The sequence below is a fragment of the Acinetobacter vivianii genome (assembly GCF_014635885.1).
In the GTDB taxonomy this organism is placed as follows: Bacteria; Pseudomonadota; Gammaproteobacteria; order Pseudomonadales; family Moraxellaceae; genus Acinetobacter; species Acinetobacter vivianii.
On the sequence record NZ_BMDR01000006.1, the window covers coordinates 1 to 15,128 of the forward strand.

At 41.4% G+C, this 15,128-nt stretch carries 16 protein-coding genes; 8 read left to right on the forward strand and 8 right to left on the reverse strand.

All coding sequences use genetic code 11. The annotated features are described in order from the left end of the window. Positions 1 to 160: 160 nt before the first annotated feature. Genes IEV36_RS12925 through IEV36_RS12935 form a run of 3 tightly spaced genes read right to left on the reverse strand, consistent with a single transcriptional unit; the run spans position 161 to position 2,966 of the window. Positions 161 to 1,219: a DUF6670 family protein gene (locus tag IEV36_RS12925; RefSeq protein ID WP_005255264.1), complete on the reverse strand. Its 1,059-nt coding sequence runs from the start codon at positions 1,217 to 1,219 to the stop codon at positions 161 to 163. Positions 1,220 to 1,236: 17 nt separating this feature from the next. Next, a complete protein-coding gene (pssA, locus tag IEV36_RS12930; RefSeq protein WP_004774322.1) occupies positions 1,237 to 2,070 on the reverse strand; it encodes a CDP-diacylglycerol--serine O-phosphatidyltransferase in 834 nt (277 codons plus the stop codon). Positions 2,071 to 2,108: 38 nt separating this feature from the next. Beyond that, entirely contained in the window at positions 2,109 to 2,966 is an 858-nt protein-coding gene (locus tag IEV36_RS12935; RefSeq protein ID WP_005255266.1) for a 23S rRNA (adenine(2030)-N(6))-methyltransferase RlmJ, read from the reverse strand. A 117-nt stretch (positions 2,967 to 3,083) separates the two neighbouring features. On the opposite strand from IEV36_RS12935, the gene IEV36_RS12940 reads away from it, so the two are divergent. Both IEV36_RS12940 and IEV36_RS12945 read left to right on the forward strand, forming a co-directional pair. Further along, positions 3,084 to 3,695: a 2OG-Fe(II) oxygenase gene (locus IEV36_RS12940; RefSeq protein ID WP_005255268.1), complete on the forward strand. Its 612-nt coding sequence runs from the start codon at positions 3,084 to 3,086 to the stop codon at positions 3,693 to 3,695. A 64-nt stretch (positions 3,696 to 3,759) separates the two neighbouring features. Next, positions 3,760 to 4,287 (forward strand): hypothetical protein, encoded by a 528-nt coding sequence (locus IEV36_RS12945; RefSeq protein WP_005255276.1) that lies wholly within the window; start codon positions 3,760 to 3,762, stop codon positions 4,285 to 4,287. Positions 4,288 to 4,312: 25 nt separating this feature from the next. Here the strand turns inward: IEV36_RS12945 and IEV36_RS12950 are convergent, their stop codons facing one another. The 4 genes from IEV36_RS12950 to IEV36_RS12965 form a co-directional block, all read right to left on the reverse strand. Continuing rightward, the gene (locus tag IEV36_RS12950) at positions 4,313 to 4,555 is read right to left on the reverse strand and encodes a DUF2789 family protein (RefSeq protein WP_005255278.1); all 243 of its coding nucleotides are present in this window, start codon (positions 4,553 to 4,555) and stop codon (positions 4,313 to 4,315) included. A gap of 157 nt (positions 4,556 to 4,712) precedes the next feature. Continuing rightward, on the reverse strand, positions 4,713 to 5,699 hold the full coding sequence (locus IEV36_RS12955; RefSeq protein ID WP_004655942.1) for a malate dehydrogenase: 987 nt from the start codon (positions 5,697 to 5,699) through the stop codon (positions 4,713 to 4,715). Between the two features lie 167 nt (positions 5,700 to 5,866). After that, the gene (locus IEV36_RS12960) at positions 5,867 to 6,553 is read right to left on the reverse strand and encodes a ribonuclease T2 family protein (RefSeq protein WP_032863738.1); all 687 of its coding nucleotides are present in this window, start codon (positions 6,551 to 6,553) and stop codon (positions 5,867 to 5,869) included. Between the two features lie 26 nt (positions 6,554 to 6,579). Continuing rightward, entirely contained in the window at positions 6,580 to 8,487 is a 1,908-nt protein-coding gene (locus tag IEV36_RS12965) for a lytic transglycosylase domain-containing protein (RefSeq protein WP_171067970.1), read from the reverse strand. Positions 8,488 to 8,786: 299 nt separating this feature from the next. Here IEV36_RS12965 and miaB point away from each other — a divergent pair, with 299 nt between their 5' ends. From miaB to IEV36_RS12985, 4 genes are all read left to right on the forward strand, one after another. Continuing rightward, entirely contained in the window at positions 8,787 to 10,238 is a 1,452-nt protein-coding gene (miaB, locus tag IEV36_RS12970; protein ID WP_005255284.1) for a tRNA (N6-isopentenyl adenosine(37)-C2)-methylthiotransferase MiaB, read from the forward strand. Between the two features lie 40 nt (positions 10,239 to 10,278). Further along, positions 10,279 to 11,355, forward strand: coding sequence for a PhoH family protein (locus IEV36_RS12975; RefSeq protein WP_032863741.1), 1,077 nt, complete (start codon positions 10,279 to 10,281; stop codon positions 11,353 to 11,355). Between the two features lie 65 nt (positions 11,356 to 11,420). After that, complete coding sequence (ybeY, locus tag IEV36_RS12980; protein WP_005255288.1) at positions 11,421 to 11,906, forward strand: rRNA maturation RNase YbeY; 486 nt, start codon at positions 11,421 to 11,423, stop codon at positions 11,904 to 11,906. Between the two features lie 11 nt (positions 11,907 to 11,917). Beyond that, positions 11,918 to 12,217, forward strand: coding sequence for an antibiotic biosynthesis monooxygenase family protein (locus tag IEV36_RS12985; RefSeq protein WP_005255295.1), 300 nt, complete (start codon positions 11,918 to 11,920; stop codon positions 12,215 to 12,217). A 126-nt stretch (positions 12,218 to 12,343) separates the two neighbouring features. On the opposite strand, the gene IEV36_RS12990 is transcribed toward IEV36_RS12985, so the two are convergent. Further along, complete coding sequence (locus IEV36_RS12990; protein WP_005255297.1) at positions 12,344 to 13,231, reverse strand: energy transducer TonB; 888 nt, start codon at positions 13,229 to 13,231, stop codon at positions 12,344 to 12,346. A gap of 244 nt (positions 13,232 to 13,475) precedes the next feature. Between IEV36_RS12990 and IEV36_RS12995 the strand changes: the two genes are divergently transcribed. Both IEV36_RS12995 and IEV36_RS13000 read left to right on the forward strand, forming a co-directional pair. Beyond that, positions 13,476 to 14,156, forward strand: a complete 681-nt coding sequence (locus IEV36_RS12995; RefSeq protein WP_005255299.1) for a hypothetical protein — start codon at positions 13,476 to 13,478, stop codon at positions 14,154 to 14,156. Between the two features lie 196 nt (positions 14,157 to 14,352). Then, complete coding sequence (locus tag IEV36_RS13000) at positions 14,353 to 15,057, forward strand: DUF3108 domain-containing protein (protein ID WP_005255301.1); 705 nt, start codon at positions 14,353 to 14,355, stop codon at positions 15,055 to 15,057. Positions 15,058 to 15,128 lie beyond the last annotated feature (71 nt).

Genomic DNA, 15,128 nt, shown 5'->3' on the forward strand with positions numbered 1-15,128 from the left:
AAAACTTATCAACCAACCCAAGAATCCAACCTATTTAGCCAAATCCTTGTTTCTCAACAAGTTTTTATCTGCATCACCGCCGATGGATGTGCATTCTACAGCATTCCCAATCCAATGCAACACCCTTTTTTAAATTTATTTAAATTATCTCACCAAGCGTCTATTTTTTACACAAATAAGGCTGAAAATGCGGAATTTGGTCGATTATTTGCTCAGTTTTATTCTTTTCTTGCCAGTGTAATGGTCGACAATCGATATATTCACAGTATCCAGAGCCCTCATAGTTTTTATTTTTCCATAAAAGTCGATAATTAAAACTGCCTACATAGCCTGCAGCGAGACCAAATTTATAATCGCCCCTACTTTTGGCTTGTAACTGAAAAATCATTTCACCTTTTTCTTGATACAGCCAAATGAACTCTCGTGGCAAATACATTTCACGTCCATTCGGTGTTTTGACTTTCGGATAAACCCGTGTGATATCCAGAACAACTTGCTGCTCATAGAGAATAGCAGCCGCTTTTGTTTGTATTTCTATCCGTGAAAAAATGATGTTATTCCATTGATTCCTGAGCTCAGACAAAATAATTTGCAAGTCAGCGTTGATCTGAATAATTTGGTAAGTGAAGAAATGGAAAGCAATGAATGGGAAATAAATTGCTCTGGCGTGTTTTAAAACGCCTGATGCTTCGATTTGGTATTTTTGTTTTTTATAAATGATTTCACCTTCGCACTGGCAAGAAACATACCAGTAGTCGGCTATTCCCCATTGCAGAGCCGAATGATTTTCAATGTCGGTGCAGATTTTCACTTTGAGTTGGCAACTGAGTTCTTCATCATCACGCTTAAAATAATAGTTGGGAAAATCGGCCTGAATATGATCGACATCAAGAAACTGATAGCGATCTACTTCTAATTGACATTGTTCTTTTGCACTATAACTTTTGAGATGCCCCACAGTTGATGCGCTGCTACTAACCAAAACCGTGGCAGTATCAATCGCAGTTGTGGTAATGGCACTGGCGTTATAGCAAATCGGAATACGAGGCTGTCCAATCAGGCTAATAAAATTGAAATAGTGAAAAGGCTCAGGCAAATTTGGCAGGATCAAGGCCTGATAAACAATTTTAAAAAGGCCTTTAGGCGGGTGAAAAGTTAAAGCATCTGACTTATTGAGGTTCAGCTGCTTTAATTGATTATTACTCATCAATATTGGCATACTGAACCTCCTGAATTTTAAGTTGTTATTTTTTCATCATTCTTTTTGGCAAACAAGGTCGTTACAAATCCAGAGAGTACATAGAGAATACATACAATCAGGATCCCTACAGGAATGTTGTACGTGATTGCAGCAAAAATCAAGACTACAGGCAACATCACGACGAAAGGTACACGTTTACGATCCATTTGTTTAAATGAATAGTATTTGATGTTTGAAATCATCAATAAACCAACGGCAACCATCACAACAGCATTGATGACCTGAATCACAATATCTCTTAAATCAAAGATAAATGGGAAATCACGACCGACCCACACCAATGAAATCACGGTGACAGCCGCAAGCGGGCTGGCAATTCCAATAAAGTAACGCTTATCTACAACACCAATCTGTACGTTGAAGCGAGCCAAGCGGAATGCAGCACAAGCGGTATAAATAAAGCAACACGCCAAACCAATACGCCCGAGATCGTGCAGACTCCAGCTATACATCAAGATTGCAGGCGCGACACCAAAGGCCAATAAATCAGAAAGTGAATCATATTGTTCGCCAAATGCACTTTGTGCACCAATTGCACGTGCAACTCGACCATCTAAACCATCCAGCAATGCAGCCAAGAAAATTGCATAGATCGCTTGGTTAAAATTGCCATTCATGCTCGCAATAATTGAGTAGAAACCAGAAAGAAGTGCAGCTGTTGTAATTAAATTAGGCCACAAATAAATGCCACGACGTTTCACTTTTTGTCCTTCGTGCGTATGCTCTTCTTCTTCTACTTCAAAAGTGATGCCATCAAAAGAATGAGCATCTTTATTTAAATCAGAATCAGGTTTAAGAGAATTTGTCATTATTTTCAATTCCTCGAGAATCTTTGGACGTTGATGGGTTATTCACCCACCAACCAACGCACTGCAGCATGTCCACCATTTTCACTCATGCGTAAATGTGGAAATAACCATTGTAATGCTTGATCCGCATCTTCCGAGAATTTCCAAGGTGGATTAATTACCAATAAGCCACAACCATTCAAACCAACTGGTGTGTCATCTGGCCATACGCAAATTTCACAAATCAATTGACGGCGGATACCAGTTTTAAACATTTTCTTTTCAAAACGATCAATCATCGCGCGATCTTTGATTGGATACCAAACAGCGAATATACCTGTTGGCCATTTTTTATGTGCTGTTTGCAGTAATTCAACCAACTGCGGGAAATCTTTACGCTCGATTTCATAAGGTGGGTCAATCATGACCAATCCACGCTTTTCTTTAGGCGGAATGACACCCATCAGGCCTTCATAGAAATCACGCTCATGCAAGCCCGCACGTTTATCTCGAATATTAAAATATAATTGTTGAAACACATCACGCTGCATTTCAAACACAGTCGCTTTATCCATTTCACGCATGCCTTCAAGGGCAAACCACGGTGAACCAGGATAAGCACCTTTGCCCGAGCCCGCACGCATATCTTCAACAATTTTAAGATATTGCTTTACACCTTCAGGCGCATTACGTTTAATCGAATCGTCAAGTTTAACCAAACGATGGATACCCGTTAAGAATTCACCTGATTTTTGTGCTTCAGAAGTCGATAAATCATATTTACCAGCACCACCATGGGTATCTATATAACGATAAGGTTTATCTTTAGCATTTAAGCGAGCAAGCAGTTGAAGCAAAAGTACATGCTTCATAACATCGGCAAAGTTACCTGCATGGAAATGGTGACGGTAATTCATGTTGACAATTATTCCTCAATTCAAAGGATAGTTTAACATGAAAGAAAAAAGTATTCTTTAGCGTTGATGTGATCATCTAAAATCATACTGCAATCTAACCAACAGAACTGGAGTTCTATGCAACGAACCTCTCTTGCTGAATCATGGAATCTAGACCAAATTCTGGATGATTTAAATGAATTTGGCTTTGCCTTAGTTGATGATGTCTATTCAAATGAATATGTACAATCTCTTGTTCATGAATGCACCTCTCATCTTGCTGAATTCAGAGCAGCTGGAGTACAAAACGGCGTTGTCAGTCATATTCGTAGTGACCATATTCTCTGGATTGATGGTCAGTTACCGATTGCTCAACAGCATATCAAAGCTTTAGAAGAGTTTTCACAAGCGTTAAATCAGGCGTTTTATCTTGGGATCAAAGAAGTGGAAGCACATTTTGCCTGCTACAATGCGGGTGAATTTTATGCTTTACATCGTGATAATCCTCAACAAAAAAATGACCGGATAATTTCCACCGTATTCTATGTGCATGAAAGCTGGCAAGAAGATTGGGGCGGTCAATTACGTTTGCAGGATAAAAATGGTCAATGGCATATTATCCAGCCCTCACCTAATCGTCTGGCGATTTTCCAGAGCGATTTATTGCATGAGGTTCTACGCTCAAAACAACAGCGCTTGTCGATTACTGCATGGTTACGCAGTGGAGGCTCTATCTGGAATCAGGGCTAAGCCCTTTAAATTCCTGAAAACAGCCTTATATACCTAGGCATAACTGACGATTCTGGATCAATACATGTCGAACGAAACTAAACAAGTCATTGCACGAATTGGTGAAACTGACCAACTCTTTTTAGAGAATAATAGCCCTGAACTTGCTTTAGAGCGTGCTGACCTGCGTTTACAGCTGGTCGTACTCAGTCATGTACGTCAGGAACAATTACACTTCTTACAGGAAGCAATCGTACTGCTGGAACAAGCACGAATTGAATATGACGAAATGCCATTAAGCCTGTATCTCAATCTGTCGTTATATTTGGCCAAAGCCTATATGATTTATTTCGAGCTGACCAAAGAGCAACGTTTTGCCCTCATTACTCAGCAGATCTTAAAGCCTTTGGCATATACAGAACACTTAGATATTTATTTCTTCTTGGCTTACGCTTCGGCCTCTAAGCAAGAACTCGCATTAACACGACATTGGCTAATGAAATACGTATCTTGCTTGGATCATGATTTAGAGTTATTACAGCTCCATCCTGCTTTTAATCAAGCACGTCAAGAAGACTGGTTTGCAGCCCTTATAAAAAATAAAGCTCACTGATGTGAGCTTTATTTTTATTGAATCATTACTTGGTACTGTCTACATGCAATTGTTGATTCAGTTCATCAATCACAATGGCCCATTCATCATCTTTGTCCCAATGACTTTTTAGAAAATCTCGCTGACCCGCGCTCCAGAATTCAGCCTCATGTAATTTCTGATCCGCACTAAGCTGATGTGCTTTCACAAAACTTTCAATTGCTGCTTCATCTGCCCCAAGCCCAAGTTGCTCAAATAAAAGTTCTAATGTGGGTTGCTGTTCAAACATTGTTATTCTCCATACAGTGCTTCCGATCAAAATAATTTATCAGCAAATGCATCGGACATGCTTAGGTATGTCTATATTTTCTTGTTGTTTTTTGTGTGCTATGTATAAAAAAAGCACTCTCAGGGAGAGTGCTTTTTCAATTTATCAAACTGATAAATTATTTTACCATGTCAGCAATTGCTGCACGTTCTTCTTCAAGCTCATTCAGCGTGAAGTTGATACGCTCACGGCTGAATTCGTCAATTTCTAAACCTTGAACGATTTTGTATTCACCGTTTTCAGTGGTTACAGGGAAACCGAACATTACGCCTTCAGGAATACCATAAGAACCATCAGATGGAATACCCATAGTTACCCATTTGCCGTTTGTACCAAGCGCCCAGTCACGCATATGGTCAATTGCAGCATTCGCAGCTGAAGCAGCTGAAGACAAACCACGCGCTTCGATAATCGCAGCACCACGTTTACCAACAGTTGGAAGGAACACATCTTTGTTCCAAGCCGCATCGTTGATTTTGTCTTTTAAGCTTACGCCATTTGCAGTTGCAAAACGGTAGTCAGCATACATTGTTGGAGAGTGGTTACCCCAAACCGTCATATCTTCGATGTCAGAAACTGCAACACCTGCTTTTTGAGCAAGTTGAGTCAACGCACGGTTGTGGTCAAGACGTAACATTGCTGTGAAGTTTTTCGCTGGAAGATCTGGAGCAGATTTCATTGCGATATAAGCATTTGTATTTGCCGGGTTACCAACAACCAATACTTTAACGTCACGGCTCGCAACTTCGTTTAATGCTTGACCTTGGCCAATAAAGATTTCGCCATTTACTTTTAATAAGTCAGCACGTTCCATACCTGGACCACGTGGACGAGAACCAACTAATAACGCATAGTCAGCATCTTTAAATGCAACTTTAGGATCATCAGTCCCGATCATGCCAGCCAATAATGGGAAAGCACAGTCATCAAGTTCCATCATCACGCCTTTAAGCGCTTGTTGAGCTTTCTCAAAAGGAACTTCAAGCAATTGTAAAATGACTGGTTGATCTTTACCTAGCATTTCACCGCTTGCGATACGGAATAATAAGCTATAACCAATTTGACCAGCAGCGCCTGTAACGGCAACACGAACGGGTTGCTTCATGTGATATTCTCCAATGAGATGCGTTAGCACGATTGAACGTTATTGTTATTCAATCGAATTATCATAAACGGCAAAGATTGTACTCTAAAGCGAATGCATATGCATGTAAAAGAGAATGAATTTCAACAAAAGTCTAATAGAAAATACAAATCAAGCTAGGTAAAAGTCTAATAACTGCCTTTAATCGTAAACTCACTTGGGCAGCCTGTCACAATATGGCTAGCACATTGTTTATATTGACCATTTTTCTGATAACAGACGCGAATTTCAGTCAAAACCGAATTAAATTTTGAAGATTGGCAGGTAAAACGAATACCATTTGGCGGTATCGCTGGATTGAGCTTGGTAAATTGCTGTCTAAGACTTTCTTTTTGTACTTCAATGGTTTTTGGACTGGTCAAATCAGCAGGTATTTTCAAGCGTTCAGCAAAATTAATAATCGTTCTAAAATATTGACTGGCATTCATTGGCATACAACCGCCAACATCTTGCCACAATTGCACCCGTGCATTTTCATCAGGCATTACCCGTGCAACTACTTTCGCTTGCAAAGGAGATAGTCTTGCAGATGTTTTAGTGGAACAATCCCGATTTGGAGGCACTTCGGGCAGTAAACTGGCAATGGTCAGTGAATAACCTTCCAGACATTTACGTTGTTTTTGTCTTGATGAATCAAAGGAACAAGCAGCAGGTGTCATTTGCACATGCATGACATAACCTGCAACATCCTGTTTATCAGCTGCATATAATGGTGCAGCGAATGATAGAGCCAGATAACAGATCAATGCCTGTATAGCTCTTTTCCACTGCCCTTTAAATAAGTCGACTGCTTTCATCAAATGCAAAAACTTCATTATCTCAATTAAACATCTTCGTGTGTTTAAGGACTATTGCGCACAGGAATTGTACTCATCCGTTTTTCTAACGACTGTGCACCCTGCCCCAGCACGACACCATAATGTGTCGCATTGGTCATGACATGTTTCACATAGTCACGTGTTTCCAGTAATGGAATGGTTTCGGTGTACTGATCTGCCGCCATGGTCTGGATATCAGGCTGCCAACGGCGTGCACGATTCGGACCTGCGTTATAGCCAGCAGTTGCCAATACCGAGCTACCACTCAATTGACTCTGGATCATTGAAAGGTAATAAGTACCGTAACGAATATTGGTATTCATTTCACTTAATGCCGCAGGGTTATAGGTTTCACCCATTTGTCGTGCAATCAGTTTTGCGGTGTTTGGCATAATCTGCATTAAGCCACCTGCACCCACATGCGAACGAGCAGAAGTCACAAAACGACTTTCTTGGCGCATTAAACCATACGCCCAAGCGGGATCAATACCAGCATTGTAACTATGGCTGGTGACATTACTGCGATGCGGTGTTGCATAACGATAGGTGTCGTTATGACGAGAGGTGGTGCGGTCAGCCGCATAAATGGCACGATCATACCAACCCATGTCATGTGCACGTTTTGCAGCCGCAAGTAACAAGCCATCATCGTGTTGCAAATAAGCCTGTCGAACAGCCCAGTTCCACTCACGGTTGGTATACGTTGCAGGTGCATTAACATTTCTTAGCGCAAAGGCACGTCTAAAATGAATATTTTGATTGAGGCGCTGAGTATCTTGGGCACTCGGCTGTTCATTATAAGGCTGATGGTTATAGCGTTCGCCGATACGGTCTTTGGCTAACAAATTATGATAATCATCGCCACCTTGTGCGAGCTTACGATAAATCTGTTGAGCAGCCTGCTTTGAGCCACCATCTGAACGTTGCTCAGATGCACGCGCTAACCAGTACTGCCAACGATCTTCCTGCTTTTGCGTCACCGACATCGCATCAATGGCGCGAATCAGATTTTCCCAAGCCCCGAAACGAATCGCTTGACGCGCATAAATTTCAGCTTCTTCCGGGCTAAACGGATAACCATAACTTTGATCGAAAGCATTGAGTACTTCACGGTTAAAACCATTTTTCATCACGGTCGTACCGCCCACATAACCAATGGTACGGTATAGATATTTCTGTACAGGTTGAGGCACATCCTGAACAACGCGTTGCACATTTCCTAACGCATTGGTTAGGTCACTATCTGCCACACGGCCTAAAGCAAAAATCAGATAGGCATAATCAGCATCATTGGACTTAGGTGCACTCCACAAATAGCCCAATGGATTGGCCTGAATCTGGTTAAACTGAGCCAGTGAAAGATTTAAACCCATGGTTTGGGCGGTTGCAACGGCCTGACCAGACTGGCCTGCACGTAATTGTCCCCACAAACGTTGCTGACGATCCTGTGACGTCATGAGTGGGCTAGACAGCATCAAGCGACCTAAGCCATTACATGATTCAGGTTGAGTATTGGTGGTTAACCAGATGTCTTTATATTCAGCAAAAACCAGACTATCGCCCGTCTTGGCACGCACTTGTGCCACCGCACAACTTTCTTCCTGATCTGGATTGGTGACATAGCTCAATACAGGCTTGGCATCGGCAAAGCTGGCCTGTTTGACTTTTTCTTCGACATAATCGGCCGCAAGTTTTTCAGCCATCGCTGATTGCGGATAACGCTGAGCAAAACTGATAATGGATGTGGCAGGCTGAAAGCCGAGATTAGTATTAAGTTTCCAGTATTCTGGATAATAACCCAATGCATCATTCTGCATTTCATATTGATATTGGTCGAGCAGAGCCGTGTTACCTGAATTGGCAGCACGTAGAGCATCATTGAATTGTTCATCCAAAGCATAGACCGATGAGCAGGCAATCATTCCACTCATGGCAATAAAACGACGGAAACTGTTCTTATTATTCGATTTACGTCTTCCTGTTGTTATTAAATCACACTGCTTTTTCATCTTCATCAATATCTATGCCCAATTTTGCCTGCTTACATAGTGTAATAAGTCTAGCTTCTCACTATTGTTGTGTTATGTAAATTACTGATTCATATTCATTAAAATTCACACAATTTTATTCACAAACTGTCCATTTTTGTCAGTTTTTTATTCTCTGCGCACAACTAAAAATACTGCTATAATCCGCGGTTTATTTAAATCCACCTTGTTTAGGAGCCTGCATGACGGTTCAAACATTCATTCCCAGTGCTGTAAAAGCTGCCTCAGAAAACACTGTTACCCAGCCAATGCACACCGCTGATGTTTCAATTAAGAAGTTATATATTGAAACGCAAGGGTGTCAGATGAATGAGTATGACAGTCATCGTATGGCAGATTTGTTAGGTGATTCGCATGGTTATGTGCTCACTGACAATCCTAATGATGCTGATATTCTGCTCATGAATACCTGCTCGATTCGTGAGAAAGCGCAAGAGAAGGTTTTCAGTGGTTTAGGGCGCTGGCGTATACTTAAAGAAAAAAATCCTGATCTGGTGATTGGTGTCGGTGGTTGTGTTGCCTCTCAAGAAGGTGACAACATTCAAAAACGCGCACCTTATGTCGATATGGTTTTTGGTCCGCAAACCTTGCACCGTTTGCCCCAAATGCTGGATCAGCATAATGAGCAAGTGGAAAAGCCAAAGAAAGAAAAAATCAAACTGGTTGATATTTCTTTCCCGGATATCGAAAAGTTCGACTTCCTACCTGAACCACGCGTAGAAGGCTTTAAAGCCTTTGTCTCTATCATGGAAGGCTGTTCTAAATACTGCTCTTTCTGTGTAGTTCCTTATACACGCGGTGAAGAAGTTTCGCGTCCACTTGATGATGTGTTGGCTGAAATTGCAGGCTTAGCTGAAAAAGGCGTACGTGAGATCAGCTTGCTCGGTCAAAACGTGAATGGTTATCGCGGTGAAACCTTCGAAGGTGGCATCTATACCTTCCCTGAATTATTGCGTTTAGTTGCAGAAATTCCGGGAATTGGTCGTCTACGCTATACCACTTCTCATCCGCTTGAATTTTCAGATGATCTGATTCAGTGCTACCGTGATTTACCGCAAATGGTTTCGCATCTACATTTGCCAGTACAAAGTGGTTCGAACGATGTACTACAAGCGATGAAACGCAACCACACCATTGATGTTTACATTGATAAAATTGCCAAGCTACGCAAAGTACGTCCAGATATGCATTTATCAAGTGACTTCATTATCGGTTTCCCGGGTGAAACTGATGAACACTTTGCTGAAACCTTGCAATTCATTAAAGATTTAGATTTCGATCATTCTTATAGTTTCGTTTATTCAAAACGTCCGGGAACACCTGCATCAGACTTACCAGACAGTACACCTGAGCAAGTGAAAAAAGATCGTCTTGCACAAGTACAAGAAGTGATTAAGAAATCAAGTATCGATAAAACGGATGCCATGCTAGGTAAAATTGAGCGTGTCTTGATTGAAAAAGTATCTGATAAAGATCCAAATGTTTTAATCGGTACGGCGGACAATACACGTTTAGTGACATTTATCGGTGATGCAACGTGGGTTGGACGTTTTGCAGAGATTGAGATCACTGAAATTAAAACTTTAAATTTAGTTTACGGAGAACTCTTGAATCTTGAACCTGACGTGGCGTAATGTAAGGGTTATTCCTACAAAGCAACAAAAAGGGTTTATCTTGACTGCAGCGATTCGACGTACAGTAACGTTCCCTGAAATTCCATTGGAACGATTGAAAAGCATGCTCGGTGCGTATAACGGGCATTTAAAACAAATCGAACAACGTTTAGATGTCAAAATTACTCACCGCGGCGATGCCTTTTATCTCGATGGTGATATGGAAGCAGTCGAAAGAGCCGAAGCACTATTGCAACGGCTCTATCAAGAATCAGAAATTTCCTCACAAATCAGTGCCGATGTGATTCATTTGATGATTCAGGGTTCACAGACCGACCGTGAACTCATGGATGATTCAGAACAAGAGCATACTGGCCTTGACAGTGTTTGGTTGCAGACCCGCAAAGGGCGCATCAACCCACGTGGCGCCAATCAAAAACGCTACGTACAACGTATTCTACAAAGTGATATTTCATTCGGTATTGGCCCCGCAGGGACAGGTAAAACTTATCTGGCGGTCGCTGCTGCGGTTGATATGCTGGAACGTAATGAAATTCAGCGGATCCTGCTGGTTCGCCCAGCAGTTGAAGCAGGTGAAAAGCTCGGTTTCTTACCGGGCGATCTCACCCAGAAAATCGACCCTTACTTGCGCCCACTTTACGATGCCCTGTATGAAATGCTGGGCTTTGAAAAAGTGGCTAAACTGATTGAACGCCAAGTGATTGAAGTTGCTCCCCTCGCTTATATGCGTGGACGAACGCTCAATCACTCTTTCGTCATTTTGGATGAAGCGCAAAATACCACGCCTGAACAGATGAAAATGTTCCTCACCCGTTTAGGTTTTGGTTCTCGTGCCGTGATTACAGGTGACGTTACTCAGGTTGATTTACCACGCGGTCAGCAATCTGGTTTGGCTCATGCATTACGTGTACTTGAAAATGTACATGAAATTCATATCACCCGTTTCCACTCGCGAGATGTGGTTCGTCATCAACTGGTACAAAGAATTGTTGAAGCTTACGAAGGCTGGGACAGCGAACAGCAACGCTTGTCAGCAGAAGCCCGCGCCGAACGCAAAGCAAAACAAGAAGCACTGATTGCAGAAAATGATTCTGCGGCAGATGCGCAACACTCTTAGCAAAATCTCCAATCCACCTGCGGTGCTTTAGTCGCATCTCAGGTGGATGATTTTAAGGATCTATTTTGAAAATCAATTTAAGTCTTCAACAAGACTTTCAAGCTGCTGAATTACCACTCAAACGTGGTCAAATCAAAAAAACTATCGAAACGGCACTGCGTCATGTCGGTTTCGATGTCAATTGTGAAATTGGGATTGCCTGTGTTGATCTCGCAGAAAGCCATGAACTCAATTTGCAATATCGTGAAAAAGACAAACCCACCAATGTCTTGTCTTTCCCAAGTGACATTCCTGAGGAAATGCTCAGCTTACTTGATGCAGAGCCACTCGGTGATTTAGTGATTTGTATTCCTGTGGTTTTACAAGAAGCTGCTGAACAGCAAAAAACGCCAAGCGATCATTTTACTCATTTACTGGTTCACGGCGTTTTACATTTACTCGGTTATGACCATGAGACCAGTGAAGCCGAAGCTGAAGAGATGGAAGCTTTGGAAATTGAGATTCTGAAAAAACTGGGTATCGCCAATCCTTACCAAGCTGATGAAAGCTAGTCCAAAGTCCTATGTATATCGTTATTTTTAAAGCCACAATCAAAGCACTCGATACAACTTATTCAGAAATGGCACAAATGCTCAGAAATAAAGCCTTGAGCCAATTTAACTGTGCCAAGTTTGAAGCTTGTAGTGAAAATGGTTTTGAAATTGCCCTGTCTTATTGGCATAGCCTTGAAGATATTCAACGTTGGCAACAAGATGCAGAGCATCAAGTGGCTCAGCGCTTGGGTAAAGAAAAATGGTATCAGGACTTTAGCGTTGAAATCTGTAAGGTTGAACGTGCCTATTCCAATCAAAAGGAATTGTGAATAAATACAAACTTATCCACAAACCGCATAAAAAAACGGCTAAATCTAGCCGTTTTTTTATTATTTATTCCCTTACCGGAGACAAGAAATAACATTTTATTCAGTATGTTATTCATCTAAAGATCATTAATGCACTTCAAACTCTGCATCGACGGGATCAAAACGCCAAGTCCGTATAATTCGCAACTCCGAAATATCCTTTTTCATCGCTGCATCAAATGCTCCAAATGGTGCACCACGGCGCACTGACGCTTTAGCAGCTTCATCCAAAATGGAATGCCCCGAACTTTCGATTAAACGAATCGCCCGAATCCCGCCCTCTGCGTTCAGAATCACCATTAAACGGACTTCCCCCGCTAAACGCTGCTGTTTTGCTTCATCAGGATAATAACGGTTGCCATACAATTCGACTTTCTGACGGAACTTATCCAGATAAGCCGCAGATGCATCTTGTTTGGCCTGAATACCATCTACTGTTTTAATGCGTTGTTTACGGCTAAAATTTTGCTGACGTTGTAAATATTGCGCCTCTAAACTGGCCACCATTGCGGCTTTGGCCTGAAACTGGCTTTGCAAATCATCTAGAGTCTTTTTCCGTTCGCTTTGTTCCGCCTGTTTTTGCCAGCTTAAAACGGTCATCAACACTTTTTCTTCAAACTTGAGCTCACGTTTTTGCTGAACTTTTTCCAGACTTTCTAGCTCAGCCTCCCCTGTTGTCGCATCTGCTTGCATGGGCGCGGGCATATCGCTCGCCATACGATGCGCTTGACGGAAATCCCCCGAACCGTGTTGATCTGCCTGTGCGAGAAAATCAGCATCTTTAACTTTATCCGTACTTGGACGCACAGTGACTGCAATTTCTTTGGTTGAGGTGTCTGAAGGAGATGGCATAGTAAAATGAATAGCCAACACAGCTCCATGCAGCAGCATTGCCAAAGCAACTGCACCCACAAAAACTGGATCTTGCCACCAATAAGGAGACAACGCTGAACGAAAATTTATTTTATTCCACATGGTATTAAAGCGACAAAAAATGTCCCATCCCCAACGGTGATAACCGTATAAAAACCAAAACAATATTCAAAATTTTACAAAAATGTGATCCACTTATAGTTACAGTGTTTCCATACCATCATTTTATGAAAATGTAGCAATTAATTTTGCTACACTGCAAGTTAGAAATTTATTTTTATTTTTTAGTTAATACAAAGATCGTGGCATTGCATGACCTATCAATTCACTTTCTGGAACAACTTTTATGCAAACGCTAATCTCATCCGTTTTTAAACGTCTACGTAAAGTTTACCAAAAAGCAGAAGAATTCATCGAAGAAGAAAGAGAATTTTCGCTTTCACAAGTTTTTGTGAATGCAACCATGGAACGTTATGTCACCGAAAATGTCGACATGATGCAAGACCTGCATGCCGATTTATATGATGGCTGGTTACGCTTATATACCACACTGGATGTGAAAGGCTTACATACCACGCTTTCAGTCGACTTGAAACTGATTCAGATGGAAATGAATCAGAACGTACAACTGATGGTGTTTGAGCAGATCAGCAATACTCAGGTGATTGAAGCAAAATTTAAGAATATCTTTCAAAAATGGGGCTTTTACATTGCCATCTGGTATTACCAGAAATTCCGTGAAGAAGATCCATTAGGTAAAATTCTGGAACATTTTGACATCGTAAAGGTTAAAGATGACTTACTTTATCTGGACCTCAACCGTTGGCTAGGCAAGAAAGCAAGTATTATCGAAACACTGAGCAAAGTGCATGTGAATCGTGCCCGTGTTCGCCCAGCAGAACTTATTGTGTGGGGCAATGTCAATCTGGCCGCAATTCTGTCACCGTCAAACGACGATGACTTTGATGAAGACAGTCTGGAAGATACTGAAGTCACTCCAATTCAACAAAAAGCCCCAAACAAATAGCAAATCGATTGCTCGGTGGTATGTTGCACCATAACGCATACCACGCATATACACAACTTCATGATTTATACGAAAAATTAACAAGCGCTTAGTAAAAAGCCTGATCTTTTCTTCACAATCTACAAGCATAATAGTCTTAAATCGTAGTGATAATTGAGTGATTGACTTATCAAGGTCACTCAGAGGATAGAATGTTATGACCAAGAAATTATTGAAAGTAGCGGGTATTACCTCTGCGGCCATTCTAAGTGCAAGCTTATCTAGTCATGCATTGGCAATGGCTCCTTTTCAGGCCAGCTATCAATTTAGCTACAACAACAAGAATTTAGGTTCTGCAACGCGTACCCTTTCTCAACAAGGCAATAACTGGACGTATAAATTCAGTGCCAAAGCGGGTGCGATTGCATCAGCCTCTGAAACAAGTCAGTTTAATTTTGCCAATAACAAAATTACCTCACAAAACTTTAGCCGTAGCAGCAAGATCCTGATTCACAGCAATACGATGAGTATTAATTTTAATCCAAGCAGTAAAGTTGTGAATACCAAGAAGGATGATCAGACCCGTTCATTTGCATGGCAGGCAGGCGCGCTGGATGAGCTCAATGCCGAGTTGCAAATCCGTGAAGATTTGAAAAATAACTCTCTGAAAAGTAAATATTTGATCGCGGATGCTAAAGCACTGGATGAACGCCGTTTTGTGAAGCAAGGAACCGAAAGTGTCAAAACACCTTATGGCACATTTAATGCCATTAAAGTGGTCATGCAGCACGATAAACCTGAACGTAATACCGTGTTCTGGTTAGCACCTAAACTCGACTATCTGCCAGTAAAAATGGCGCATAATGATGGAAAATCGTCATACGGATTGTTATTAACTGGCTATTCGGGCAAAACAAACTAAGCAACTGGTCAATTTTGGCTTGCATTTTTTTTGATGCTTTTTAAAATATGCCTTTGCTTGAATAAGCATCC

What these genes read in the sequence shown, in the direction of transcription:
- IEV36_RS12955 (WP_004655942.1), bottom strand. Translation starts at nt 5,699, where the DNA reads ATGAAGCAACCCGTTCGTGTTGCCGTTACAGGCGCTGCTGGTCAAATT.
- IEV36_RS12940 (WP_005255268.1), top strand. Translation starts at nt 3,084, where the DNA reads ATGCAACGAACCTCTCTTGCTGAATCATGGAATCTAGACCAAATTCTG.
- IEV36_RS12945 (WP_005255276.1), top strand. Translation starts at nt 3,760, where the DNA reads ATGTCGAACGAAACTAAACAAGTCATTGCACGAATTGGTGAAACTGAC.
- pssA (WP_004774322.1), bottom strand. Translation starts at nt 2,070, where the DNA reads ATGACAAATTCTCTTAAACCTGATTCTGATTTAAATAAAGATGCTCAT.
- IEV36_RS12985 (WP_005255295.1), top strand. Translation starts at nt 11,918, where the DNA reads ATGTATATCGTTATTTTTAAAGCCACAATCAAAGCACTCGATACAACT.
- IEV36_RS12990 (WP_005255297.1), bottom strand. Translation starts at nt 13,231, where the DNA reads ATGTGGAATAAAATAAATTTTCGTTCAGCGTTGTCTCCTTATTGGTGG.
- miaB (WP_005255284.1), top strand. Translation starts at nt 8,787, where the DNA reads ATGACGGTTCAAACATTCATTCCCAGTGCTGTAAAAGCTGCCTCAGAA.
- IEV36_RS12995 (WP_005255299.1), top strand. Translation starts at nt 13,476, where the DNA reads ATGCAAACGCTAATCTCATCCGTTTTTAAACGTCTACGTAAAGTTTAC.
- IEV36_RS12960 (WP_032863738.1), bottom strand. Translation starts at nt 6,553, where the DNA reads ATGAAGTTTTTGCATTTGATGAAAGCAGTCGACTTATTTAAAGGGCAG.
- IEV36_RS13000 (WP_005255301.1), top strand. Translation starts at nt 14,353, where the DNA reads ATGACCAAGAAATTATTGAAAGTAGCGGGTATTACCTCTGCGGCCATT.
- IEV36_RS12965 (WP_171067970.1), bottom strand. Translation starts at nt 8,487, where the DNA reads ATGAGTGGAATGATTGCCTGCTCATCGGTCTATGCTTTGGATGAACAA.
- IEV36_RS12925 (WP_005255264.1), bottom strand. Translation starts at nt 1,219, where the DNA reads ATGCCAATATTGATGAGTAATAATCAATTAAAGCAGCTGAACCTCAAT.
- IEV36_RS12950 (WP_005255278.1), bottom strand. Translation starts at nt 4,555, where the DNA reads ATGTTTGAACAGCAACCCACATTAGAACTTTTATTTGAGCAACTTGGG.
- IEV36_RS12935 (WP_005255266.1), bottom strand. Translation starts at nt 2,966, where the DNA reads ATGAATTACCGTCACCATTTCCATGCAGGTAACTTTGCCGATGTTATG.